Source organism: Paraburkholderia metrosideri, assembly GCF_904848625.1.
Classification (GTDB): domain Bacteria; phylum Pseudomonadota; class Gammaproteobacteria; order Burkholderiales; family Burkholderiaceae; genus Paraburkholderia; species Paraburkholderia metrosideri.
Window position 1 is genome coordinate 327203 of the sequence record NZ_CAJHCP010000004.1, and the last position, 25471, is coordinate 352673.

The window sequence follows — 25471 nt, forward strand, 5'->3', positions numbered from 1 at the left end:
GCCAGGGAAAGGTCTCCTGCCAGACATGATGGCAGCCGTCCTCCGGACAGAAAGGCGTCGTCCCAATCGTTGGTTCATCCCACGTTCGTGCCCCAGAACTCTGCTCACAGCAAATTTCTAGAGTTTGTTCTGTCGAACGGTCTGCCGCGATAAGGGCAGAAATCGCCTTGTAAGTATCCCGAGTCTCACTCTCACGGCCGTTTCACTAGTGCGGCTGTGCGAGAGTCTCTCCATCCGCCACAGTATTTCCGTACCGGACACCATCCTCCAAACCGTACAGGTACTGTACCGGGCCATGTCGCTAGAATGACTCTACCGTTCTATCGCCGCCCCCCGGAGCCCTCATGTCTTACCTCAGTCTCAGCGCGCTGCCCGCCGGCATCCTGTTCGCGCTCGTCACCTCGGTCACGCCCGGCCCGAACAATACGATGTTGCTGGCCTCCGGCGTCAACTTCGGCTTTCGCCGCACGCTGCCGCATCTGTCCGGAATCAGCGTCGGGGTTGTGCTGTTGATGCTGTCGGTGGGAATCGGCCTCGGCGAAGCGTTTGTCCATTTCCCTGTGCTGTACACCGTGCTGGAAGTCGCGAGCGTCGCCTATCTGCTGTATCTCGCGTGGAAGATCGGCACGTCGGGAGAGTTGAAGGTAAAAAAGGGCGAGCGCCGGCCGATGAAATTTTATGAGGCCATCGCGTTCCAGTGGGTGAATCCGAAGGCATGGATGATGGTGCTGACCGCCGCCACGACCATCCACCTCAGTGAGAGCTACAGCATGAACGCCGTCGCGATGGCGCTGGTGTTCTACGTGATCGGCTTTCCGTGCATCTGCCTGTGGGCGGGTTTCGGCACGGCGATGCGCGAAGTGCTGTCGGACCCGAAGCGGCTGCGCATTTTCAATATCCTGATGGCACTGCTGCTGGTGCTTTCGCTCTATCCGATCGCATTGAAACTGCTGGGCCACGGCGGCTGATTGCGAGCGCGGCCCTCGCGCATTTATAGCGTCCCCTGCCCGACTCGTTCGATAAAGCGCCACAACGCGTCGTCGGTCGAATAGGGGGCGTTGAAACGAAACCACGCGCTAGGGGCATCGTCAGGACGGAAGTAAGAGCCCGGCGCGAGCCAGATGCCATGCGCGAGTGCGGCCGTCGCGACTTCGCCGGCCCGCTCCGCCTCGATCGGCAAACGCACCCACAAAAACAGACCCGCGCGCGGCCGGTGAAAGACCTCGAGGCCCAGCGAATCGAGCCGTTCCTCGACCGTCGCATGCGCCAGTTTGAGCCGCTCGTTCACTGCTTCCACGTGACGCGCATAGCGCCCTTCCAGCAACACCTTGTCGACGATCCGCTCGATCGCCTCCGACGACGTCAAACCCACCGCCATCTTCGTGCGTGCCAATTCGCGCAGCACCGCCTGTTCGGCGACCACGTAGCCACAGCGCAACCCCGGGGTCACCGTCTTCGAGAATCCGCCGACATACAGCACGCGCTGCAAGCCTTCCATCGCCGCAAAGAGCGGTGCACCGGACGGCGCGAGTTCGCGGCTCACGTCGTCTTCAATCACCCACATGCGCTGGCGTTCCGCGATTTGCAGCAGACGGAATGCAGCGGACATGCCAAACGTCGCCCCCGTCGGATTTTGCAGCGTCGTGTTGACGAAGATCGCCTTCGGCTTGTGCTGCGCGACCAGCGCTTCCAGCACCTCCGTATCGACACCCGACGGCGTGCGCGGCACGCCATGCACCACCAGTCCGGCGAGCTTGAGAATCTGCAGCAGATTGCAGTAACCGGGATCTTCGACGATCACCGCGTCGCCCGCGCGCAGCAAGGTACGCACGATCAGATCGAGCCCCTGGGTTGCGCCTTGGGTCAGCAGCACATTCGAGACGTCGACCGGCAAGCCGCGCCGGTCGAGCTGTTCGGCGATCCGTTCGCGCAGCGGGGCGAACCCATACGGATGCCCGTAATCGCCAAGCCGCGCCGCCGGCACCCGGCTGGTGGCGCGCAACGCGTGCTGCAAACCGGTCTCGTTGACCCACTCGTTCGGCAGCCAGCCGCCGCCGGCCTTGATCGGCACCGAATGATCGGCGAACACATCGGATAACAACCAGGTCGCGGTGAGGCTCGGCGGCTGCCAATGGGCGGCAACGGGGCGCAGGGACTGCGGGCGCGCCGCCACGCGATAACCGGAGCCGCGCCGCGCGATCACGAGACCCATCGACACCAGACGGTTGTACGCCTCGGTCACCGTGAAGGTGCTCAGTTCATGGCTCTGCGCCAGTTGCCGCACCGACGGCAACAACGCGCCCGCGCGCAACGATTGCGCGTCAATGGCGCTCGCAAAGCCTTGCACGACCTGCTCGACAAGCGTCGGGGCCGAACGCCGGTCGCGCTCAAGTTCCAGTTCGATCATGAGTTAGCACGAAGTCAGAAGCGAAAGCCGCAAGCCGCATCGAGCGACACAGTTCACGGCAATCCACCAATACAGTTAGCGCCACACTACGTCAACTGTTTATGCCGCCATTAAACCGCGAACGCTACAGTTTCACCATGCCCCGCAGACCTCCCTAGGGGCGCCATTTCCCGGAGATACCCATGACTTCGCGCCCCGTTATCGACGACCTGTCCTCATTCTGGATGCCCTTCACCGCCAACCGCCAGTTCAAGGCGGCGCCGCGTCTGCTGGAATCGGCCAAGGGGATGTACTACCGCAGCACGGACGGGCGCGAAGTGCTCGACGGCTGTGCGGGTCTATGGTGCGTGAACGCGGGCCATGGCCGCGACGAGATCGTCGCCGCGATCACCCAGCAGCTGTCGACGCTCGACTTCGCGCCGACCTTCCAGATGGGCCACCCGCTCGCGTTCGAAGCGGCCACGAAAGTCGCCGAGCTGATGCCGGAGGGTCTCGACCGCATCTTCTTCACGAACTCGGGTTCTGAATCGGTCGATACCGCGCTGAAAATTGCACTCGCTTACCACCGTTCGCGCGGCGAGGGGCAGCGCACGCGCCTGATCGGCCGTGAACGCGGATATCACGGCGTGGGCTTCGGCGGTATCTCGGTAGGCGGGATCGCACCGAATCGCAAGACGTTTTCCGGCGCGTTGCTGCCGGCGGTCGATCATCTGCCGCATACGCATAACCTCGAACACAACGCGTTCTCGAAGGGCCAGCCGGCGTGGGGCGCGCATCTGGCCGAGGATCTCGAACGCATTGTCACGCTGCACGATGCCTCGACGATTGCTGCGGTTATCGTCGAGCCGGTGGCCGGCTCGACGGGTGTGCTGATTCCGCCGCAAGGTTATCTGCAGAAGCTGCGCGAGATCTGCACGAAGCACGGCATCCTGCTGATTTTCGACGAAGTGATTACGGGTTTTGGCCGCGTCGGCAAAGCGACGGCGAGCGAATACTTCGGCGTGACGCCGGACCTGATCACGCTGGCGAAGGCGATCAACAACGCGTCGATTCCAATGGGCGCGGTCGCGGCGAGCCGTACGATTCACGACACCATCGTCAACGGCGGCGCACCTGGCGCGATCGAGCTGTTCCACGGTTATACGTATTCGGCGCACCCGGCGGCCGCTGCTGCAGCGGTGGCGACGCTGGATCTGTATCGTCGCGAAGGTCTGTTCGAGCGTGCCGCCACGCTTGCGCCGACGTTCGAAGCCGCCGCGCATTCGCTGCGCAGCGCGAAGCACGTGAAGGACGTGCGCAACCTTGGGATGATCGCGGGCGTGGAACTCGAGTCGCGCGACGGCGCACCGGGCGCACGGGCTTATGAGGCGTTCGTCAAATGCTTCGAGGCAGGCGTGCTGGTGCGATTTACTGGCGATATTCTGGCGTTCTCGCCGCCGCTCATCATCAATGAAGAGCAGATCGCGCACATCTTCAAAACGGTGGGGGACGTGCTGGCGACGGTGCAGTAACCCATGCGACGCGGGGAAGAGCCGTCGGCCCTTCCCCGCGACAGACACGCGGCGTTTTCCAACCATCGAATCCGCTTGCCGGCAGACCCGCAGGCTCTCTGGTGAACGGAACGTAAAAAAGCCGCGTACGAGCGTCAATCAGACCTAGTGATGCGCACGCGAAGCCCGCGTATGCGCCGCCTTCTTCGCAGCCGCCGAACGTCCCGCAGCACCCTTCGTCGCTGCCGCTTTTTTCGCCGCCGCTGACCGGCTGGCCGCCGGGCGTTTCGCCGCCGCAGCCTTGGTCTGCTTCGACAGCGCCGACGGGGAAACGCCCGCCGTGCTCTCACGCTTTAACGCATTGGTCGCCGCGCGTGAGCGCTTGGCTGTCGACTCCGTGCTCGCGCTCTTTCTGGCCGTGCTCTTGTGCTGTCCAGCGGCGTTATCCTTGTCCGCCTTCTTGCGGGTCGCTTCGCTCGTCGCCCCCTTCTTCGGGGATTTCACGGCAACGCCCGCGCGGCGTGCTTCAGACAGGCCAATCGCAATCGCCTGTTTTGCCGACCTGACGCCGTGCTTGCCGGCGCGCACCTTATCGACCTGTTCCTTGACGAATTCACCTGCCTGGGTGCTCGGTGCCTTACCGGCACGCTTGTCGGCGTGGGCACGTTTGAGGGTTTTTTGCTCGGGCATGACAGTCCTCCAGTTTGGCTGTGGCCTGTGTCATGCAGCAACGGCTGTGCCGCGAGACTTGCACGCGCCGGTCCATGTCGCGCGCGACCGTGATGCATACTGGGAATCCGGGTTCGAACGGACGACCAGCGTGAATCCAGCTGAACCCGCTTGAATCGCCATCAATTCAAAATAATCCACCAACATTCGCGATAAATTCGTCGACCGATTGAAACCACGACGCGATTCGGCCAAATCACCGCCTGCCACTCGCGCCCATTACCCGGACGGCGTATGGTGTCAGCAAGGGTTGGCGCCGTGGTCCAGCCCGTCGGGAGACGTCCATGAAGATACCGACCGTTCGTGCAGGTGCGCACATTGAAGGCGTGCACTGGATCGCCGAATACGCCGAAGACGTTCACGAAATTCGCGTGTTTCGCGAAGGCCAGGAAGTGGACGTGCACAACGCACCGTCCACGTTGTTCGGCGACGAAGAGAATGCGGGGTCCAAAAGCACCGCCGATCATCGCGCTGTCGAGGCTGCCGTGCTGGCTTATCTGAAGCGCTTTGTGATGGAGCACGACGCGGAGGAGTAGCGTTGCGCGTCATGGGCAGGCATCGCAGGAATAGCAGGAATAGCCGGTGTGGGGCAAAGACGCTCGCTTGCCCCTGTTGAATCCGCCTGCGCCATCGACTGCGCGCAGGCGTTGATCAGACACGAAGCATCGCCGTTTCAGCCGGCGATAACCCCAGGTTAGTCCGCTGGCCGCAGCTTCCTGACTTCGGCATCCGATGGCTGAACGCTCGCGCCATCAATGTACCGATACGACGTCATCACGCCCTTGCCGTCCTTCACTGCCGTCACACCGACGTACGCGCCCATCGTCGACTGATTGTCCTGCGGGCGATACACGATCGGACCGAACGGCGTCTCCACATTCAAGCCCTTGAACGCGGCGGCGAGCTTGTCGGAATCGGTGGAACCCGCCTTTTTGATGCCGTCCGCAATCGACATCAGCGCCGAATAGCCGACCACCGAACCGAGGCGCGGGTAGTCGTGATACTTCGCCTGATACGCGTCGACGAACTTCTTGTTCGCCGCTGTATCGATCGAATACCACGGGTAGCCTGTGACGATCCAGCCAGTCGGCGCTTCAGCGCCCAGCGGATCGAGATAGTCCGGCTCGCCCGTTAGCAGCGAGACCACGCTGGTGTCTTTGAACAGGCCGCGCGTATTGCCTTCACGCACGAACTTGCCGAGGTCCGCGCCGAACAGCACGTTGAAAATCGCGTCCGGCTTCGCATCGGCGATGGCCTGGGTCACCGCACCCGCGTCGACCTTACCGAGCGGCGTCGCCTGCTCGACGACGAACTGCACGTCAGGTTGCGCCGCCGTCAGCAGCTTCTTGAACGTCGCGACCGCCGATTGCCCGTACTCGTAGTTCGGATACACCAGCGCCCAACGCTTCTTGTGCAGCTTGGCCGCTTCCGGCACCAGCATCGCGACCTGCATATAGGTGGAAGGACGCAGACGGTACGTGTATTTGTTGCCATCGGCCCAGACAATCTTGTCGGTCAGCGGCTCGGCGGCGAGGAAGAAAATCTTCTTCTGCTTCGCGAAGTCGCTCAACGCGAGACCCGTGTTCGACAGAAATCCGCCGAACAGCATTTGCACCTGCTCGCCGGCGATCAATTCCTGCGCGGCGCGAATCGTGTCGCCGGGGTTGCCGTTGTCGTCGCGCGACACGACTTCGAGTTGCTTGCCGAGCACGCCACCGGCCGCGTTGACCTGTTCGAGCGCAAGATTCCAGCCGTTCTTGTAAGGCCCGAGAAAGGCGGGTTGCGCCTTATAGCTATTGATCTCACCGATCTTGATGGTCTGCTGTGCGCTCGCGCTCAAGGCGGCAAACGAGCACAGCGTCGACACCGTAAGGCGAGAGATCCATCCTGCGCGCGTGGTCATGCGTTTCTCCGTTATCAGAAGGATTGCGTGAAAGCTGGTTGGTTGTTGTTTCGCTCGTTTTTGCCCTTTATTTGCCTCTTATATCAGGCGAAAAAACGGCTGGCGCTTCAATCGGCTGGCGACGTCGCGCGGATTCGGGCGACGCTCTGCGTGACGTCCTGCCACGCGGGCTTGCCGCCAGCAAACTGCTGGCGCAGCCAGGACACGAGTTCGGCCACCTGGGCGTCGTTGAAACTGTCGCGATAAGCCGGCATCGTACCCAGTTCGGGCCGCGCAGGCGAGCCGATGCCGTCGAGAATCACACGAATCAGATTATCGGGTGTCGCGCTGTGCAGATTCGTGTTAAGCGCAAGCGAAGGATGCGCGCCGAACAGTTGCGGACCGCTGCCGGTGTGATGACAGGCGGCGCATGCGCCGTCAAAGAGACGCGCGCCGAGCGTCGCCGGCGCGCCGGTGAGCGCGCTGGCCTGTTCGTATTGGCGCGCGACCGCCTGCGGATCGGCATTCGGTTCCAACGGATTGAGCGACGCCAGATAGGTCGCCATCGCGCGAATATCGCTGTCGGGGAGTGCCGCCAGATCGCCGACGACAGGTGCCATCGGCCCAGCCGCGACGCCGTGCAGCGGTGCGTGACCGTGGCGCAGATAGCCGAACAGTTCGTCTTCGCTCCACGGGACGGGTGCGTTCGACAGCGTGGATAACGCGGGCGCTTCCCAGCCGTCCGCCACGCCGCCGCTCATGAAAGCCGCCCCGGTTTTTTCAGCGCCGAAGGCGTTGCGCGGCGTGTGGCACGCGCTGCAATGGCCGAGGCCGTTCACGAGGTACGCGCCGCGATTCCATTGCGCGCTTTGCGTGGCATCCGCAGTGAACGTATTGCGTCGAAGGAAAAGGCCGTTCCATGCAGCCATCAGCGGACGCACGCTGAACGGGAACGCGAGTTTCGTTTCCGGTGGCCGCGAGCGCACCGGCGTTTGCGACATCAGGTACGCGTAGAGTGCTTTGAGGTCGTCGTCCGACGTGTTCCTGAACGATGTGTACGGGAACGCCGGATACAGCCGGTGGCCGTCGCGGCTAATCCCCTGCCGCATCGCGCGGATAAACGCGTCTAATGACCAGTTGCCGATTCCCGTCTGGCCGTCCGGCGTGATGTTGGTGCTATAGACCGTGCCGAATGGTGTAGCGAGCGGCTTGCCACCTGCATTCGGCACACCGTTGTGCGCGGTGTGGCAAACCGCGCAATTTCCCAGCGATGCGAGCACCTTGCCACGTGCGACCAGCTCGGGCGCAAACGCGCTGGCAAGCGGCGGTGCGATGGGCGCGATAGCGTGGGGTGCAAGCGACAACGCACCGAGCCAGCCCGCGGCGCCCGCGGCGAATGCGCCCAGCAAGCCGAGACGCCAGCGCTGCTTTCTGCGCGCCGCCGCGTCTTCGGCCTGCGCGTCGGCAAGCGCGGCGCGGATCGTTTCGGGCGTGAACGGCGGTCGGCGAAACCGCACGCCTGTCGCGTCGTAAAGCGCGTTGGCAATCGCCGCTGCGCCCGGCAGCGATGCGGATTCGCCTGCGCCCATCGGCGGCTCGCCGTGACGCGGCATCATCACCACTTCGATCACGGGCACTTCGCGGAACGTCAGAATCGGATACGCGCCCCACTCCTGGCTCGTCACTGCGTGTTCGCCGAACGTCACGCGTTCTTTCAACGCGCGGCTGGTCGCCTGTATCACGTTGCCGTGGATCTGATGACGCACGCCGTCGGGGTTGATCATCGTGCCGGTGTCCTGGCCGACCACCACGCGCGTCACCGCGAGTTCGCCGCTTTTGCGATTGACTTCGACGTCGGCGATCCAGGCGGACCAGGCCGCGCCGAAGCCGGGGAATTTGCTATGCACATAGCGCGCGTAAGCGATGCCTCTGCCACGCGCGATATCGCCTTCCTGAACCCGTATCGCCGATGGATCGCGCGGCTCCCAAGCAGCCTTTTCAGCGACGGCTTTCACCAGATCGATCGCACGCGGATCGGTCAGATGCTTGAGCCGGAATTCGACCGGATCGACGCCCGCTTCGGCCGCGAGTTCGTCGATAAACGACTCATGGGCGAACGTATTGGGCAACGCGGACACCCCTCGTAGCCACGCGGCCCGCACGATCGGCGGCGTGTCGTCGCACACCACGCGCATGCTGCGATAGTCGTACGGCGGCACCGCCGTGCGATCGCCCATTTCGAACACCTGCGGCTGCGCGGCAATCGTGCCGGTCAACAGCAGCGCCAACGTAGGCGCATCGTTCGATGGATAACGCGTCGCGAAATCGTACGCCGCCAGTTCGCCTTCGGCACTTAACGCGCCACGCACGTCCATCAGTTGCGCTGCGCCCTTCGGCTCCCACGAGTGTTCGTCTTCGCGCGAGAGTTGCACACGCACGGGCGCGCCGGTTGCGCGAGACAGCAACGCGGCGTCGGCGGCGACATCGTCCGCGCAATTGCGGCCGTAGCAGCCCGCAGCATCCATTCGCACGATGTCGATCTGCGCTTCGTCCATCGTCATCAGCAACGCGAGATCCGCGCGCAGTGAATGCGGGTTCTGCGTGCCCGACCAGACCTTCAATACGCCTTCACGATAATCGGCCACTGCACAAGACGGTCCAATCGACGCATGCATCTGAAACGGCCACACGTAGGTGCGTTCCAAAGTGCGGGCGGGATCTTGCGCGAGTGTCGCATCCACGTCGCCGTCGATCAAAAGATCACGACGTGTAGCAGGATTCGCGCGCAACGCCGCCTCCACTTCTTCGCTCGTTTCCAGCGACGGCAAACCTTCAACCGCTTTCCACTGCACGTCGAGCCGCTTCACGGCCTGCTGCGCGACTTCCTCCCGCTCAGCAACAATCCCGACAAAATCGCGGATCACCACGACCTTGACGATGCCGGGCAACCCGCTCACCGAGTTTTCGTCGACATGCAGCAGGCTATTGCCCATGAAGTCGCCCTGCGCCACGCCCGCATACGGCGGTCTCACCACGCGGCCATGCAACATGCCGGGGACGCGCACGTCATGCACGAAAACGAGTTCGCCGGTTGCTTTAGCGGGGATATCGACGCGCGGCGAGCTTTTGCCCACGACCTTGTAAGTGTCGGGAGATTTCAAAGGCGCATCAGCGGAGAGTTTTAATTCCACGCGCCGTCCGCTTACCAGCTCGCCATAGGGAATGCCCTTCGCGGGATCGCCGTCACGCAGAAAAACCTTGCCGTCCAGCACATCCAGTTGCTCTGCGCTCACCCCCAAACGTGCGGCGGCTTCCGTCAGCAAATATTGACGCGCCTGTGCGGCCGCCTGCCGCAACGGCACGGCGGAAATCTGAATCGTCGCGCTGGCAATCGTCGGCCCCTGATTTGGCGCTTCGCCAGTATGGCCGAGCACGATCGATACTCGCGCCAGACGCACATCCAGTTCTTCTGCAACGATTTGCGCGAGCGCCGTGCCGATACCGGTTCCCAGATCGACGTGACCGTTGAATGCAACCACGCTGCCGTCGTCGCGCACCACGAGGAACAGATCCGCCTCAGTGGGTGTGAACGACGAACGCGAACCCGGCTGACCGATCGCGGCCTTCACCGGACCTTGCGGGGGCCGCGTAACAATCAGCACGCTTTGCGCGTCATACAGCTGCTTGCGCGATGGCGGTGGGGCGCGTCGATCGACGCTGAAGTCCGGGCCGGTCATCTGCGCACTCCGTCAGCCGCGATCGGCGCCGCCGATACCGCCGGCATGGCCGCTTGCGCGGCCAGCAATTCGGCGGCGCGCTGCACGGCCCGAATGATCTCGACATGGGTGCCGCAGCGGCACAGATTGCGCGACAACTCCCGCTGGATCGTTGCGACGCTCGGCTGGGGATCGCGATCGAGCAACGCTTTGGCCGTCATGATCATGCCGTTCAGACAGTAACCGCATTGCGCCGCCTGTTCTTCGATAAACGCCCGCTGCACCGGATGTAACGCGTTCCGTGTGCCGAGTCCTTCCAGTGTCGTAATCTCGCGGCCCAATGCGACCTTCGCGGTCGTGACACAGGCCCGCGTCGGCACACCGTCGAGCAGCACCGTGCAGGCGCCGCACTCGCCCAAACCGCAACCGAATTTCGGTCCGTTCAGTGCGAGGTCGTTGCGCAGCAGGTACAGCAACGGTGTGTCTGCGGCGGCGTCGACGAGATGGGTCGCGCCATTCACGTTCAGCACCAGTGGCTGCGCGCGTGTCATCGCAGCGAACACCGTGCGTGACGCCGCGCGCTCACAGCACCACCGGTACTTCGGTGGCCGGGGGCGTGTTGCGGCTGCGTCGGCAGCGAATCAAGCCATCGATCATCACCATGCCTACGCCTGGAATATCGCCAAGCTGCACGCTTTCGAGCAATGTGTCCGCCGCCGTGTGTTGCGCACGGTCCATGAACACGAGGTCGGCGGGACGGCCGGTTTCGATCAGCCCCTGACGCAAGTTGCGTTGACGCGCGGTGTTGCCGGTTGCGAAGCAAAACGCGATTTCAGCCGGCACGTCAGCGAGACTGGAAATCAGCGCGATCATGCGCAAAATGCCGAGTGGTTGCACGCCGGAACCCGCTGGGCTGTCAGTGCCGAGAATGATCCGGTGCGGACACTTCAATTCGATCGCATGACGCGCGGTCAGCAATGCGATCCGTTCATTGCCGTTGTGGACTATCTCCAGCGCACGGCTCGATTGCTCGCACAAGTCGCATACATGACGATACGACAACGACGTATGTCCGCCGTTGATATGGCCGATCACGTCGGCGTCCGCAGCCAGTACCACATCCCGGTCGATCAGCCCCGAGCCGGGAATCGACGGGCCGCCCGTGTGAATCGTGCTTTGAATACCGTACTTGCGTGCCCACGCGACCATCTGCGCGGCTTCTTCGCCGCCCTTCACGCTACCGAGTCCGACCTCGCCGAGCAGCTTCACGCCCGCTTCGGACAGCTCCTTGAAGTCCTCTTCGACCATGCCCTTTTCGATGACCGGCGCCCCCGCCATCACCTTGACACCCCCGCCGACGCCCGCGCCGCGCATTCCTTCGAACGAACGTTGCGCGGTAATCGCCAGCGCCTTCACGCCGAGTATGTCTTTCGGGCGACCAGGCAGATGCACTTCGCCGGCGGAGATCATCGTCGTCACGCCGCCGTTCAGATTCGATTCGATCCACCCCATCTGATTCTGGCGCGGGGTCCAGTCGCCGAACACCGGATGCACATGCGAGTCGATCAGGCCAGGCGCCACCGCTGTGCCTTTGCAATCGACCGTGGTGCGCGCGCCTTCGAGATCGCAATCCTTCTCTTTGCCGACCGCGACGATTACGCCATCGTCGATCACCAGCGTATCGGCGTCGAGAATCGGCTGGTCGATATCGCCCGATAACAGCAGCCCGATGTTCGTGATAGCGACCTTGCCCGACAAACCCGTCAACGTCTCTGCTGCCATCTGCCTCTCCTTTCGCAACGACTGCCCGGCTACGCTGTGCATGCGTGAAAGATGCACGCACAGCGCGCCAACGGAATCACACGCTCAGATAAGCGCGCCTGACTGTTTCGTTCTGTGCGAGTTCGCCGATCGTGCCGCTAAAGCGGATCTGCCCTTTTTCGAGCACATACGCGCGGTCGCTGACCAGTTCCGCGAAGTGCAGGTTCTGTTCGGATAACAGAATCGATAGCCCTTCGCGCTTGAGTTCGAGAATCATGTTGGCCATCTGTTCGACGATCACAGGCGCGACGCCTTCAGAGGGTTCGTCGAGCAACACGAGATACGGATTGCCCATCAACGTGCGTGAGACGGTCAGCATCTGCTGCTCGCCGCCACTCATCTGACCGCCTGGACGCGCGGGCATTTCACCGAGATTCGGAAAGAGCCGGAACAGCTTTTCCGGCGTCCACTGAGGCGCGCCTTCACGCGGCGGCTGACGGCCGGTGTCGAGGTTTTCCATCACGGTCAGATCCGCGAATACGCGGCGATCTTCGGGCACGAAGCCCATGCCCATCCGGGAGATTTTGTAGGGCGGCAACGCGGTGATGTTCTGGCCGCGAAAAGTGACGTCGCCCTGACGGCGCGGCAGCAGTCCCATCACCGCTTTCATCGTCGTCGATTTGCCCGCGCCGTTGCGGCCCATCAGTGCAACCACCTCGCCACGCCCGACCTCGAGGCCGACGTCGAACAGGATATGCGCGCGGCCATAAAACGCGTTGAGGCCGGAGACCTTCAGCATCGGCTCGCTCATTGCAGCGCTCCTTGTCCTTGATGACCGCCCGCCGCGTCATGCAACGGCGCACGCGGCTGAAAGGTCTTGCCGGTGCCGAAATACACTTCCTGCACGCGTGGGTCGTTGCGGATCGTTTCGGCGTCACCTTCGGCGATCAGCTTGCCGCGCGCCAGCACGATCATGCGATCGGCGTACGCGAATACCACGTCCATGCTGTGCTCGGTAAACAACACGCCGATCTTGTGTTCGGTGACGAGGCGTTTGGTGAGCGCCATCAACTCGTTGCGTTCCTTCGGCGCCATGCCGGCCGTGGGTTCGTCCATGAGCAGCAGTTTCGGACGATTGGCCAGTGCAATCGCCAGTTCGACACGCTTCACGTCGCCATAGGCAAGCACACCGCAAGCGCGATTCGCGTCGGCCGCCATGCCGACCTGTTCGAGCAGCGCGATCGCTTCATCGGCATAGCGCGCGCCTGCGGGCTTCCATAGTCCGAAGGTTTTGCGTTCGCGCGACACCAGCGCCATCTGCACGTTTTCAAGCACGGTCATCGAATTGAAGGTTGCAGCAATCTGGAAAGTGCGTCCCACGCCGAGTCGCCAGATGTCGCGCGGACGCATGCCGACCAGTTCGTGATCGTTCAGCCGGATCGAGCCGGATGACGGCGGCAACTGCCCGTTGACCATGTTAAAACAGGTGGACTTGCCCGCGCCGTTTGGACCGAGCAGTGCCAGTAACTGACCGGCTTCGAGATCGAAAGAAACGTTGTCTACCGCTTTCAGGCCGCCAAAGGATTTGGACAATGAGGAAACGCGCAGCAAGCTCATAGCCCCTCCTTGATCGCGGCCGCGCGTTGCGACGGCGTCGCTGCGTTCCTGTCGCGCTGATCGGCACTGTCGTCGCCCCGGTCGCCCCGGTCACCAAGATGCTCACGGATAAAGCCGACGATTCCTTGCGGAAACGCAATCACCAGCAGCAGAATCGCCAGGCCCAGTAGCGCTTGCCAATAGTCGGTTTGCCGCGCGACGGTGTCCTGCAACCAGGTGAACACGGCGGCGCCCACAATCGGCCCGCTTAGTGTCTGCAAGCCGCCGAGCAATACCATCACGAGGCCGTCGACGGAACGGCTCACGCTGATCACCTCCGGCGAAATCGTGCCCTTGGAGAACGCGTATAACGATCCGGCGAGCCCGCAAAATAGCGATGCAATCACGAAGGCCGCCCACTGCACGCGCTTCACATCGATACCGATCGCTTCGGCGCGCAGCACGGAATCGCGCGACGCCCGCATCGCATAACCCAGCGGCGAGAACAACATTTTGCGCAGCAGCCACACGCCGATCACGGCGCAAACCAGCGTGAGGTAATAGAACGCCACCGGCGAAGACAACCAGTTCGACGGCCATAAGCCGAGCAAACCGTTACTGCCTCCCGTCACATCGTCCCACTGGAACACCACCGACCAGACGATCTGCGCGAACGCGAGCGTCAGCATCGCGAGGTAGACGCCGGAAAGCCGCACGCAGAACCAGCCGAACACGAGCGCACCGCCTACCGCCAATAGCGGGCCGAGCAGCAACGCGGCTTCCATCGGCAGATTCAATACTTTGAGGAAGAGCGCTGCGCCGTATGCGCCCAGTCCGAAGTAAGCGGCATGGCCGAACGAATGCATGCCGCCCGGTCCCATGATGAAATGCAGGCTCGTTGCGAACAGCACGGCAATTAATATTTCGACCAGCAGTACGGGCATATACGGGAACGCGCCGGCGGCGAGCGGCGCGAGCACCAGAACCAGCAACACGATCGCGGCCAGCCACTTCACGCGCTTTCCAGCGGGACGTAACGGCGTTTCCGGCGCGGCCATGCCGCGCACTGCGGCGCTGGCGCGGCCAAGCAACCCCCAGGGCCGTACGACGAGCACCACCGCCATCACGACGAATTCAGCGACCAGCGTAAAGCGGCTCAGCGACAGGTCCACGCCGAATATCGTCACATGTCCGATGCCGATGCACAGCGCCTTGATCTCCGCGATGATCAGCGCGGCGACGAACGCGCCCGGAATCGACCCCATGCCGCCGACCACGACCACGACGAACGCGTTGCCGATCGTTTCCAGATCGAGCGACAGATTCGCAGACATACGCGGCCCCTGCAAAGCCCCGCCGAGACCCGCGAGAAATGCGCCGACGAAAAACACGCCGGTAAACAGCCACGCCTGATTGATACCAAGCGCGCCGAGCATCTCGCGATCCTGAGTCGCGGCACGCACCAGCGTGCCCCACCGGGTACGGGTCAACGCATACCAGAGCAGCAGCAATACCACCGGCCCGATCACGATTAACGTAATGTCGTAGGTCGGCAAAGGATGACCGAGAAAATCGACTGCGCCCGCCAGATGCGGTGCGCGCGGGCCGAACAGATCGTCCGGGCCCCACAGCCACAACGCGGCGTCGCGAAAGATCAGTACCAGCGCGAATGTGGCTAACAGGTGAAACAACTCAGGTGCCTGGTAGATACGCCGCAGTACGATCATCTCAACCAGCGCACCCAGTACGGCAACGACTAGCGCGGCCGCCAGCACCGATAGCCAGAAGCCGCCCACCGTGTGTCCAAACCGGCTGGCGATGCTGTACGCGACATAGATGCCGAACATGTAGAACGAGCCGTGCGCAAAGTTGACGATGCGCGTCACGCCAAAGATCAGCGACAAACCGGCGGCGACGAGAAACAGCGTCGACGCGTCGGCGAGTCCATTGACCAGCTGTACCAGCAAATTCGAAAGCATCACGCCCCTCGGCAGGTTGCTCGATCGCGAATGCGCGGCGTAGCGCAACTGACACGATCAGCAGATATTGCAGCGCGTGCGGCGACATGCACGCACGCGTGAACGGCACACCAGCACATTCCAGTCACAGCCGGCAAATCGAGCCGCCGCGCCGCTCAGCGCAAACCGTCTTCGCCCTTGATCTCGCTCACCTGCAAGCCGCCGATACGCGGCAATGGCCGGCCCGAAGCGGTCACAGCGACCGCCACGACGATTTCATTGGCACGCGGCGCGTCCGCCACGCGCGCTTCGATTGCATCGAAGTGACTGCGCACGAAGGCGGCATCTTTGTGGCCGAGCGGCACGTCGATCGCGGTGCCGAGCGTACCCATTTTTTTCGCCGACGGCACCAGCGCCGCGCCCTTTTCGACCGCGACCCGCAACGGCGCACCAAGCTTCGGATGCAGGATCGCGGCGGCATGCTCCAGCTCGCCCGCCTCGCCGACGATCGCGGCCTTGCCATAGCTTTGCGCATCGCCCGGCTTGATACCCAACGCTTCGACACACCGGTTGCCGAGCAGCGCGCCTAACTCTTCACCGGCTGCGATCAGCGCGTCGAGTTTCGCTTCATAGCGTCCCGCATACGGATTATCGATCACCGCAATCGCGACTGCGCGACGAGTGGGCGGATCGATGGTCTGGCCCATTTCAATGCGCGTCTCATCCACCTGCACGATCAGCTTGCGAAGCTTGATTGCCATGTCATTCTCCGGGTTTCGATGCTTTCGATGCTCTGTCTCGAGTTCCAGGCTCACGCGTCAGCGCAAACCATCGTTGCCGACAATCGCCTCTTTCGCGAGACCGCCGACGCGTGCGTGCACTCGCTGTCCTGTGCTCATCACGAGGATGTACACGAGTTCATCCGCCGCGGGTGCGCCGGGCACGCGCACTTCGATTGCATCGAAATGACTGCGTACGTAGCTTGCGTTGACATGCGTGAGCGGCACATCCAGCGCGGTGGACGGTGCGCCGACCTTCTTGGTCGACGGCACGATCGCGTTGGTCGGCACGCCGTTCTTTTCCAGCAGTTCTCGCATTGCATAGCCGCCTGGCACATGCCACAACGCGCCGTGTTCGAGTTCGCCGCGCGAGCCGATAATCGCGCCCTTGCCGTAACTTTCAATCGATGCATGCGGCACGGCCATCGCCGCCAGCAGCCGCTGCGCCATATCGAAGCCGATCGGCTTGAGGGCTTCCATCGCGTGCTCGATTTTCGCTTCGTAGCGGCCCGCGAACGGGTTTGTCATCACCGCGGCGATCGCACCGCGTCTTAGCGGCTCTGCGGGTGCGGGACCGAACTCGTGAAAGATATCTTCGACGTGCGTCAGCACGCGGCGTATTTCGAACACGTTGCCTCCGTTGTTAGATTGGCGCGATGCGTCAGCAACGCGCCAGAATGATCGATGCCGACGACGCGAACCCGTCCTTGCAGGAACAACGCGGCGCATTCTATCAAGCCAATTTGCTGCAGACGCTGCGCGGTCTGCGCACCGCGCGTCAGTGCGAAATCGACTAGCGGTTGCGGTAAGGATGGGACGTCAACCGTGACGAGCATGTCGCCGAGATCGCTATCGTCTTTCAACGACGATGCCGGGCGGCGCACGATACCTGGGTGATCGAGGTCCACCGCATTGGCGATTATCGTCGCGGCGGCGTCGGCGCTGGCAGCGGTACAGGCGAGCACCGTCACGCTGTCGGCAATCCCCAGGCTGAAACTGCGGCCGCGCCAGCCGCTGGTCGCGATGCCGCGAACGGGTGCGGCGGCGTCGAGCGTGAAGTTGGCGTCGAGCGAATGATCGCCATCGGCAACGCGTTTGCCGGCGTACTGCGCGAGGTCGGCGAACACGCCGACGCGGTATCGCTGACCTTGCGTCAGATAGAGCGCAATGTCGCCGCCGTTGTTGATGTACGCGCGCTCGATGCCTTCACGATTGAAAGCCGCGATCAGTTCATCGGCGACGCTGCCTGCGACCGCTGCCATCGGCGTGATATAACGCGCGCCGTGAGGATGACAGGCGGACCACATGCGGCGTGCAATCGGGCCGTTCAACGGGTTGTCGTTCAACCGGGCTTCAGCTTGCACGGGCCGCCGCAATACCTTCAACTCGCCGACCAACTCGGGCAGCACTTCGATAAAACGCACCCAGCACGCGTCATACGCTGTCTTCAACGCGGCAGGGTCGCCGTCCGCGCTGAGGATCAGATCGATCGGCCCGTGCTGCCAGTGCCAGCGGCTTGCATCGAGTCGGGTGCGGGTGGGGTTCATTGCGTTTGTGTTCGTAAGTGCGTGGAGTGGTTCGTCGCGTTGGCGGCTTCTCGCGCGATTAGCCGAGCATCGGCGGCATCGAGGGTGGCCATGGGTTGTCCGGGTTACTCGCCAACGTGCGGCGCGCCAGCGGTGCGCCTTCCCAATGTTCCGGCCCATTCGCGAGCACACTTTCGAGCGAACGCACTGCATCGAGATGACCACCGAGATCGCGATACGCGTCATACGTCATGGTGAATTCGATCGGTGCGACGATCGCGGGTGTCGGCACCGTGCCGAAAGAATGGTCGGGCATACGCGATACATCGACCATCACCGTAATGCCGCCGCCCGGCCACACGTAGGCCGGCGCACCGCCGCACGTCACGTTGACCCGTTTCTGCTTGATCGCGCGCGTGAGCAGCACGGGGTTTTCCGTGGCGCCTGCCCGCAAACTGCCACCGGCGCCGCCGAGGAATAGCACGGTAGCTAGCGACGGCTCACAGTTCTCGCCAATCCGTTCGACCGTTCGGCGCACCGCGTCAGGCATGTCGGCAATCCGTGGCACCAGATCCTGATCGAGCTCATACCATTGCGCATGCTCGCCGGTAGTCGATACCATCAGCAAACGCATGCCGGGTTTTGCGATGCCAGGATCGAAGCCTTCGACAATGGCGAGCGGGTCCTGAATGTCGGTGCCGCCCCAACCTGTGCCTGGGTTTGCCACCTGGAAATAACGGCCCGGTGTCGATTTGCGTCCGCGAATCTTCAGACCCGAGCGTGTCATACCAAGGCATCGTCCGGCCTGGTGTTCGGTGAGCACGCCGGTAATGTGATCGTCGACCACGACCACTTCGTCCGCATGACCGAACCATTGCTTCGCGAAGATGCCGATCGTCGCGGAGCCGCAGCCCACACGCATACGCTGCTCCTCCACGCCGTCGACAACCGGCGCGGCGCCAGCGCGAATCACGAGACTCGCGCCGCCGTCGATCGTCAACTCCACCGCTTCCTTATTGCCGAGCGCGAGCATCATGTCGCACGTCACGCGGCCTTCTTTCTTGCTGCCGCCAGTGAGGTGATGCACGCCGCCGAGGCTCAACATCTGCGAGCCGTATTCCGCCGTCGTCACATGGCCGACAATCTCGCCATGACAGCGCACGTTCGATTGCTCCGGTCCGAGAAAACGGTCGGTGTCGATCTTCACCTTGAAACTGCAATAGCTGAAAATGCCTTCGGTGACGACCGTGATCATGTCGACATCGCCGAGCTTCGACGCGACGATAAATGGTGCGGGCTTGTAGTCGGGATAGGTGGACGATGCGCCGACGCCGGTGACGAATAGCCCTAGTTCGGCGGTATGGTCGTGCGTGGCGGCCGACGCACCAAATTCGACCATTGCATCGGTTTGAGCTTCGCCTGTCTCAGCCGGTGACGTTGACGTCGATGTCGACGTCGATGTCGATGCCGCACGCGACAGAAACACCACAGGATCGACGCGAATCAGCCGGCCGTCCGCGTTTGCATAACGATCGCACGCGCCGGTGCGCCCGTCCGATATCTGGCATAGCACCGGGCACGCATTACATTCGATCTTGTTCGACGCCATCCGCTCGCTACGCGGGGCCGCCTTTTCGAGCACAGTGGGACCCGGTGTCGAAGCGGTTTCGCCGTCGACACTGTCCGCACCGAAATCGACCTTCGTGTGTTCTGTCATGGTGGGGTTCCCATACGACATTACAGGCAACGACACATCACTAGCGGTCTTGCACGGCTGACGAATTGCCCTTATTTCAAGGGACTTTCGTGTAACCTGTCTATTTTCATGTTGCGGTCACTCACCGTTCATGTAGTATCTTCTACATCAAATGTGATTGAAATCTACCCGATCAAAATAGACTGCGCAACGAGTTTCCCCATGTGCAACTGAATGGTGCAACGCGTCATCTCCGCGTGAAGCGGATTTTGGTTAGCGCTTTAATCTACGCCTATGCAATGAATCGCGCAGCGCGCTCCGCAACCGTCAATGCGGGCTGTATGATGAAGACGCGTCGATGCGTGGCCGGCTGGGGTGCGTGCCGTGCACGACGTTTCAACCTGACGCTAACAAAGAGATTCGAGGCCGCCATGAGTACCACTGTCGCCCGCAAGCCGGGCGCGACCGGCATCCGTGCGAAGCAGGCGCAAGACACACGCGCCAAGATTCTGAAAGCGGCAACCAAGGTCTTCGCGAAGCAGGGCTATGCGAGTGGGCGCGTCGAAAGCATTTCGAAGGCCGCGCGTTCGCACGACCGCATGATCTATTACTACTTCGGCAGCAAGGAACAGTTGTTCGTCGAAGTACTCGAAACGATCTACACGCAATTCAATGAAGCGGAAAGCCGTCTCGATCTCGATCTGAATAACCCCGTGCATGGCCTAGAACAGATGGTCGAATTCGTCTGGCAGTATTACCTCGATCATCCGGAGTTCGTTACGCTGCTATCGAGCGAGAACCTGCACCAGGGCAAGCACGCAAAAAAGTCCGTCAAGTTGAAGGAGATTTCGGGCTATGCGATTTCGGTCGTGCAAAAGTTGCTGGATGCGGGGCAGGCGCAACATGTTTTTCGCGCTGATATCAAAGCGCGCGACGTGTATCTGATGATCGCGTCGCTGGGTTATTTCTATAACGCCAATCAATACACGCTCGGTGCCTTTCTCGGCGAGCCATTGATGGACAAGGCCGCGTTAGCCCATTGGCTCGACGTGATCAAAGACACCGTGTTGCGCGCGGTGCGTTTGCAAATGCCTGCGGGCATCCACTCAACACCGACTACCAGGAGCGAACACGCTCACGGCGTAGCATAAAAAAACGCGTGCCGTATAAACGGCACGCGTTTCTTCGTGGTCAATCTACCGCTGGCGTTAAGGCTTTGCCGCCGCAGCCGCTGCGGCATCATCTTCACGGAACAACTTATCGGCAAGGTGATACGCCGAATTCGCCGCCGGCACGCCGCAATAAATCGCGGTTTGCAACAGGACTTCCTTGATCTGCTCGCGCGTCACACCATTATTCTTCGCAGCACGCAAATGCAGCGCCAGTTCTTCGCTGCGGTTGAGCGCGACCATCATCGCAATGGTCAGCAGGCTGCGCGTGTGACGCGGCAAGCCTTCACGCGTCCAGATTTCGCCCCACGCATAACGTGTGATCAGGTTCTGGAATTCTTCGGTCAAGTCAGTGCGATTCGCAAGCGACCGGTCGACGTGCGCGTCGCCGAGCACCGCGCGGCGCACGCCCATCCCAGCTTCGTAGCGGTCTTCGTCGTTCATTTCTTCTCCGTCAGGAAATCAAGCACGGCCTTCGTGAAAGCGTCGGCCTTTTCGATGTTGGAAATATGCGAGGCGTCGAGTTCGACGTAACGCGCGCCGGGAATCGACTGCGCGAGTTCACGGCCTTGCGCCGGCGTCGCGGCCAGATCGTGCGTGCCGCTGATCACCAGCGCCGGCACCTTGATGCCTGCCGTTTCAGCGCGCAGGTCGGCGGCGTCGATCGCATCGCAATTCGACGCGTAGCCTTCCTTGTCGGTATGCACGAACACGTCGCGAATCATCGACAACACTACCGGCTCGCGCTCGAAATAGTCGGCGGTGAACCAGCGCGGCAGAACCGCGTCGGCCAACGCCAGCATGCCTTCGCTGCGAGCCTTCGCGGCCCGCGGCACCCACACTTCAGGCGAACCGATACGCGCCGCCGTATTGCACAGCACGACGCGCTCGAAACGGTCGCCATGGCGCGCGGCCAATGCGACACCGGTGAGGCCGCCCATCGACAGTCCGCAGAAATTCGCGCGGGCGATTTTCAGCGTGTCCATCAGGCCGAGCACGTCGCCGGTGAGCTGGTCGATGGTGTACGGACCCTTCGGCGCTTCCGAATGACCGTGACCGCGCGTGTCGTAACGCAGCACGCGGAAATGTTTCGACAGCGCCGCGACTTGCGGCGTCCACATGGACAGATCGCTGCCGAGCGAATTCGACAGCACGATCCACGGCGCGTTGCCGTGACGGTCACCGTCGATTCGATAATGAAGCTCGGTGCCGTTGACTGCGGCGTAAGGCATGCCGGTTACTCCCTGGAATGAGCGCGCTCAACGCGCGCGGTGTGAAGTGCCAGCGCGGCGTCCACATATGCGTGTGCCTGGCCGACGTATTGAGCAGGATCGAGCAATTGCTTCAGACGCTCGAGCGGAAGATGTTCGGTGACGGCCGCGTCGGCGGCGAGTACATCGAAAAGCGTTTTGCCGTCGCGAATCGCGGCTTTCGACGCGCGTTCGACCAGATGATGCGCGTCGAGCCGGCCAATGCTGTCGCCGAGTGCGAGCATCACCGCTTCGCCGAGAATCAGCCCGTGCGTGATGTCGAGATTGGCGGCGAGGCGCGGCACGTTGACGTTCAGGCCCGACGCGATCTGCTCGATATTGGCGAGTGCGCCGCCCGCGAGACGCGCGAGGTCGGGCAACGCGTCCCACTCGGCTTGCCAGCCGCCGAGCGCGCGTTCGTGTTCCTGCACCATGCCGGCGAAGACCGTGGCCACCAGGCCGGGCGCGCGTGTCGCGGCGGTCAGCACGGCGGCGCAGCCCACCGGATTGCGCTTATGCGGCATTGTCGACGAGCCGCCCTTGCCTGCCGCAGCGGGTTCGGCGAGTTCATCGACTTCGGTTTGCATCTGCAACGAGATATCGCGCGCGATTTTGCCGAGCGTGCCGATCAGCATGCCGAACAGCGACGCGGTTTCAGCCATGCGGTCACGCTGCGTGTGCCACGGCAACGTGGGGACGGCGAGCCCGAGTTCATGCGCCAGCGCCTGCGTCACCTGCGGCGCGGCATCGCGCAGACTCGCCAGCGTGCCTGCCGCGCCGCCGAATTGCAGCACCAGCACACGGGCACGCAATGCATCGAGTCGCTCGCGATGACGCAGTAACGCGTCGAGCCATTGCGCGAATTTCAGACCGAGTGTGATGGGCAGCGCCTGTTGCAGCCAGGTGCGGCCGATCATCGGGGTGGCGCGATGCGCTGCCGCAAGTGTCGCGACGGCGTTGCAAGTAGCTTGCAAACCGCTGTCGAGCAGGTCGAAGGTGTCGCGCAATTGCAGCACCGTCGCCGTATCGATGATGTCCTGGCTCGTCGCGCCCCAATGCACGTATTTCGACGCTTCGGCGTCGGCTGCTTTAACGCGCGCGGTGAGTTGCTTGACGAGCGGAATCGCGAGGTTGCCGCCGAGTGCGGCGTCGCGTGCGAGTGCGTCCGCGTCGAGTTGATCTGCGTGGCAAGCCGCTTCGATCGCGGGCACGGCGGAAGCAGGAATGACCTGATGCGCAGCCGAAGCACGCGCGAGCGCGGCTTCGACATCGAGCATCCGTTGCAGCGTGGCACGCGGCGCCCAGATGTCGTTCATCGGCTGTGTGCCGCAGAGAAGGCCGGTCAGACGGGCGCTGGAGTCGAGCATGGTGACGTCGATAGTCGAGGAAATCGGAAGTGAATGATTCGGGCGGCAAGCGGTTCGATGCGTGCGGGACGGCCGTGATAAACCGGCGATAACCCGGCGATAAACCCGCGATAAACGTCCGGCATTTAACGCGAAGCACCGCTCAATACCGGCTGAATCGCAGGTAGCCCAGCGAACGCAAAGTTGCGACGTATTGTGCGCCAAACACGGCCGGCACGTCGCTGAAGCTGACACGCCAGCACGAAAGAGGCTGGCCTCATGCGTGCTGGCGTGTCAGTGACCGTGCGCGTCGCCGGGAACCGTTGCGCATTGCCGCAAACCCGACGGACCACCGCGTTTGCAACACCGCGCGCGGTTCATGCCCGTCGCGTCATGCCGCGCGAGCCGCCTGGGTGCCGTCGATCAGCGGTACGCCGGTCAGCTTGTGCAGTGCGTCGAAATCGATGTCCGAGAAAATCTCGCGCACTACCAGACCCTGGTCGGTCACGTCGATCATCGCCAGGTCGGTGTAGATGCGGTCAACGCAGGCGATGCCCGTAACCGGATACGAACACTCCGCGGCAATCTTGCTTTCGCCCTGCTTGGTCAGGTGCTCCATCATCACGTAGACCTGCTTCGCGCCGATGGCCAGATCCATCGCGCCGCCGACTGCCGGGATCGCGTCGGGCGCGCCGGTGTGCCAGTTCGCCAGATCGCCCTTCGCCGACACCTGGAACGCGCCGAGCACGCAGAAGTCGAGATGGCCGCCGCGCATCATCGCGAACGAATCCGAGTGGTGAAAGTACGCGCCGCCCGTCAACAGCGTGACGTGCTGCTTGCCGGCGTTGATCAGTTCGTCGTCTTCCTCGCCCTTGGCGGGCGCCGGGCCCATGCCGAGCAGGCCGTTTTCGCTATGCAGGAAGATTTCCTTGTCGGCGCCGAGGTGGTTGGCCACCAGCGTCGGCACGCCGATGCCGAGGTTCACATAAGCGCCTTCGGGGATATCGAGCGCAACGCGCTTGGCCATTTCATCGCGGGTCAGTTTTTTCATGTCGGGTCTCCGGTTCAGGCGGCTGCGTCGTGAGGATTGGGCGTGGGGGCGTGGGCCGCTTGCGGCACTTCGATCACCCGTTGCACGAAAATGCCCGGCGTCACGATGTTTTCCGGGTCGAGCGCGCCGAGCGGCACGACTTGCGACACCTGCACGATCGCGGTTTTCGCCGCGCTCGCCATGATCGGGCCGAAATTGCGCGCCGTCTTGCGATACACCAGGTTGCCCCAGCGGTCGCCCTTGTACGCCTTGATCAGCGCAAAGTCCGCATGCAGCGGCGACTCCAGCACGTAATGCTTGCCGTCGATCAAACGGGTTTCCTTGCCTTCGGCGAGCTTGGTGCCGTAAGCGGTCGGCGTGAAGAAGCCGCCGATGCCCGCGCCCGCTGCACGAATACGTTCCGCGAGGTTGCCCTGCGGCACGAGTTCCAGTTCGATTTCGCCGGCGCGGTAGAGCGCGTCGAACACATACGAATCGGTCTGACGCGGGAACGAGCAGATGATCTTGCGCACGCGCTTGGCTTTCAGCAGCGCCGCGAGGCCGATGTCGCCGTTACCTGCATTGTTGTTGACGATGGTCAGCTCGCGCGAGCCTTGCTCGATGAGCGCGTCGATCAATTCCGACGGCATGCCAGCCGTGCCGAAGCCGCCGATCATGACGGTCGCGCCGTCGTGGACATCGGCAACCGCCGACTGAAGTGACTCGAAAATCTTGTTGATCATGTCGAATTTCCTTTTGGGGCGCCGCGTGCCGTCAGGCTGACTGCCATGGCTGGCAGGGCTTGCGCGGAACGGTCTCCGGGCCAATGCTGGCGGCGGCTCGCCGGATGGAGATGCAAGCTGGCGCCTTCGGTTTGTCCGCTGCCGGTCGGTTCAATATTTGTTCGACATATGAACATGGATTCGGTTAGCGAACGCTCAGGCGATTATGGTTGTCGTTCGGTCGGGTTGTCAAGGCAGGGAAATCCCCTTAATCATAGGTTCTTGCGCGCGACAATGACGGGTTCGTTGCGCTATCGGACCCAGCCAACGGGACAGACAACGCGCCGCCGCAAGCCTTCATCGCACCGCCGTTGAACGGGAATAAAAAGGAAAACGCCACTATCCATCCGGTAG

At 62.6% G+C, this 25471-nt stretch carries 22 protein-coding genes; 4 read left to right on the plus strand and 18 right to left on the minus strand.

Going from position 1 to position 25471, the window contains the following annotated elements; all coding sequences use genetic code 11:
- Positions 1–344 precede the first annotated feature (344 nt).
- The gene (locus tag LMG28727_RS10095) at positions 345–968 is read left to right on the plus strand and encodes a LysE family translocator (protein WP_201642155.1); all 624 of its coding nucleotides are present in this window, start codon (positions 345–347) and stop codon (positions 966–968) included.
- 23 nt (positions 969–991) lie between these two features.
- Here the strand turns inward: LMG28727_RS10095 and LMG28727_RS10100 are convergent, their stop codons facing one another.
- Complete coding sequence (locus tag LMG28727_RS10100) at positions 992–2407, minus strand: aminotransferase-like domain-containing protein (protein ID WP_201642156.1); 1416 nt, start codon at positions 2405–2407, stop codon at positions 992–994.
- A gap of 182 nt (positions 2408–2589) precedes the next feature.
- On the opposite strand from LMG28727_RS10100, the gene LMG28727_RS10105 reads away from it, so the two are divergent.
- Complete coding sequence (locus LMG28727_RS10105; protein WP_201642157.1) at positions 2590–3918, plus strand: aspartate aminotransferase family protein; 1329 nt, start codon at positions 2590–2592, stop codon at positions 3916–3918.
- Positions 3919–4062: 144 nt separating this feature from the next.
- Here the strand turns inward: LMG28727_RS10105 and LMG28727_RS10110 are convergent, their stop codons facing one another.
- Entirely contained in the window at positions 4063–4587 is a 525-nt protein-coding gene (locus LMG28727_RS10110; protein WP_201642158.1) for a DUF6496 domain-containing protein, read from the minus strand.
- Between the two features lie 323 nt (positions 4588–4910).
- Here LMG28727_RS10110 and LMG28727_RS10115 point away from each other — a divergent pair, with 323 nt between their 5' ends.
- Entirely contained in the window at positions 4911–5162 is a 252-nt protein-coding gene (locus tag LMG28727_RS10115) for a hypothetical protein (protein WP_201642159.1), read from the plus strand.
- Positions 5163–5320: 158 nt separating this feature from the next.
- On the opposite strand, the gene LMG28727_RS10120 is transcribed toward LMG28727_RS10115, so the two are convergent.
- From LMG28727_RS10120 to LMG28727_RS10170, 11 genes are all read right to left on the minus strand, one after another.
- Entirely contained in the window at positions 5321–6529 is a 1209-nt protein-coding gene (locus tag LMG28727_RS10120) for an ABC transporter substrate-binding protein (RefSeq protein WP_201642160.1), read from the minus strand.
- Positions 6530–6636: 107 nt separating this feature from the next.
- Positions 6637–10245 (minus strand): molybdopterin cofactor-binding domain-containing protein, encoded by a 3609-nt coding sequence (locus LMG28727_RS10125; protein ID WP_201642161.1) that lies wholly within the window; start codon positions 10243–10245, stop codon positions 6637–6639.
- On the minus strand, positions 10242–10775 hold the full coding sequence (locus LMG28727_RS10130) for a (2Fe-2S)-binding protein (RefSeq protein ID WP_201642162.1): 534 nt from the start codon (positions 10773–10775) through the stop codon (positions 10242–10244). Before LMG28727_RS10130 ends, LMG28727_RS10125 begins: the two co-directional genes overlap by 4 nt.
- A gap of 31 nt (positions 10776–10806) precedes the next feature.
- On the minus strand, positions 10807–12006 hold the full coding sequence (locus tag LMG28727_RS10135; protein WP_201642163.1) for an amidohydrolase family protein: 1200 nt from the start codon (positions 12004–12006) through the stop codon (positions 10807–10809).
- A gap of 76 nt (positions 12007–12082) precedes the next feature.
- On the minus strand, positions 12083–12796 hold the full coding sequence (locus LMG28727_RS10140) for an ABC transporter ATP-binding protein (protein ID WP_201642164.1): 714 nt from the start codon (positions 12794–12796) through the stop codon (positions 12083–12085).
- Entirely contained in the window at positions 12793–13602 is an 810-nt protein-coding gene (locus LMG28727_RS10145) for an ABC transporter ATP-binding protein (RefSeq protein ID WP_201642165.1), read from the minus strand. The genes LMG28727_RS10140 and LMG28727_RS10145 overlap by 4 nt, the downstream gene beginning before the upstream one ends.
- Positions 13599–15560 (minus strand): ABC transporter permease, encoded by a 1962-nt coding sequence (locus tag LMG28727_RS10150; protein WP_201642166.1) that lies wholly within the window; start codon positions 15558–15560, stop codon positions 13599–13601. The genes LMG28727_RS10145 and LMG28727_RS10150 overlap by 4 nt, the downstream gene beginning before the upstream one ends.
- Positions 15561–15715: 155 nt before the next feature.
- Positions 15716–16300, minus strand: a complete 585-nt coding sequence (locus tag LMG28727_RS10155) for an amino acid synthesis family protein (RefSeq protein ID WP_201642167.1) — start codon at positions 16298–16300, stop codon at positions 15716–15718.
- 57 nt (positions 16301–16357) lie between these two features.
- On the minus strand, positions 16358–16948 hold the full coding sequence (locus LMG28727_RS10160) for an amino acid synthesis family protein (RefSeq protein ID WP_201642168.1): 591 nt from the start codon (positions 16946–16948) through the stop codon (positions 16358–16360).
- Entirely contained in the window at positions 16924–17865 is a 942-nt protein-coding gene (locus LMG28727_RS10165; protein WP_201642169.1) for a UPF0280 family protein, read from the minus strand. Before LMG28727_RS10165 ends, LMG28727_RS10160 begins: the two co-directional genes overlap by 25 nt.
- 58 nt (positions 17866–17923) lie before the next feature.
- Positions 17924–19561 carry a 6-hydroxynicotinate reductase gene (locus LMG28727_RS10170; protein WP_201642170.1) on the minus strand — a complete coding sequence of 546 codons (1638 nt, stop codon included), beginning with the start codon at positions 19559–19561 and terminating at the stop codon, positions 17924–17926.
- A 410-nt stretch (positions 19562–19971) separates the two neighbouring features.
- Here LMG28727_RS10170 and LMG28727_RS10175 point away from each other — a divergent pair, with 410 nt between their 5' ends.
- Positions 19972–20691, plus strand: coding sequence for a TetR/AcrR family transcriptional regulator (locus LMG28727_RS10175; protein ID WP_201642171.1), 720 nt, complete (start codon positions 19972–19974; stop codon positions 20689–20691).
- 57 nt (positions 20692–20748) lie between these two features.
- Here the strand turns inward: LMG28727_RS10175 and pcaC are convergent, their stop codons facing one another.
- From pcaC to LMG28727_RS10200, 5 genes are all read right to left on the minus strand, one after another.
- On the minus strand, positions 20749–21153 hold the full coding sequence (gene pcaC, locus LMG28727_RS10180) for a 4-carboxymuconolactone decarboxylase (protein ID WP_201642172.1): 405 nt from the start codon (positions 21151–21153) through the stop codon (positions 20749–20751).
- On the minus strand, positions 21150–21941 hold the full coding sequence (gene pcaD / locus LMG28727_RS10185) for a 3-oxoadipate enol-lactonase (RefSeq protein ID WP_201642173.1): 792 nt from the start codon (positions 21939–21941) through the stop codon (positions 21150–21152). The genes pcaC and pcaD overlap by 4 nt, the downstream gene beginning before the upstream one ends.
- A gap of 5 nt (positions 21942–21946) precedes the next feature.
- Positions 21947–23326, minus strand: a complete 1380-nt coding sequence (locus LMG28727_RS10190; RefSeq protein WP_201642174.1) for a 3-carboxy-cis,cis-muconate cycloisomerase — start codon at positions 23324–23326, stop codon at positions 21947–21949.
- A 370-nt stretch (positions 23327–23696) separates the two neighbouring features.
- Positions 23697–24356, minus strand: a complete 660-nt coding sequence (locus LMG28727_RS10195; RefSeq protein WP_201642175.1) for a 3-oxoacid CoA-transferase subunit B — start codon at positions 24354–24356, stop codon at positions 23697–23699.
- Positions 24357–24370: 14 nt separating this feature from the next.
- Entirely contained in the window at positions 24371–25078 is a 708-nt protein-coding gene (locus LMG28727_RS10200) for a 3-oxoacid CoA-transferase subunit A (protein WP_201642176.1), read from the minus strand.
- Between the last annotated feature and the right edge of the window lie 393 nt (positions 25079–25471).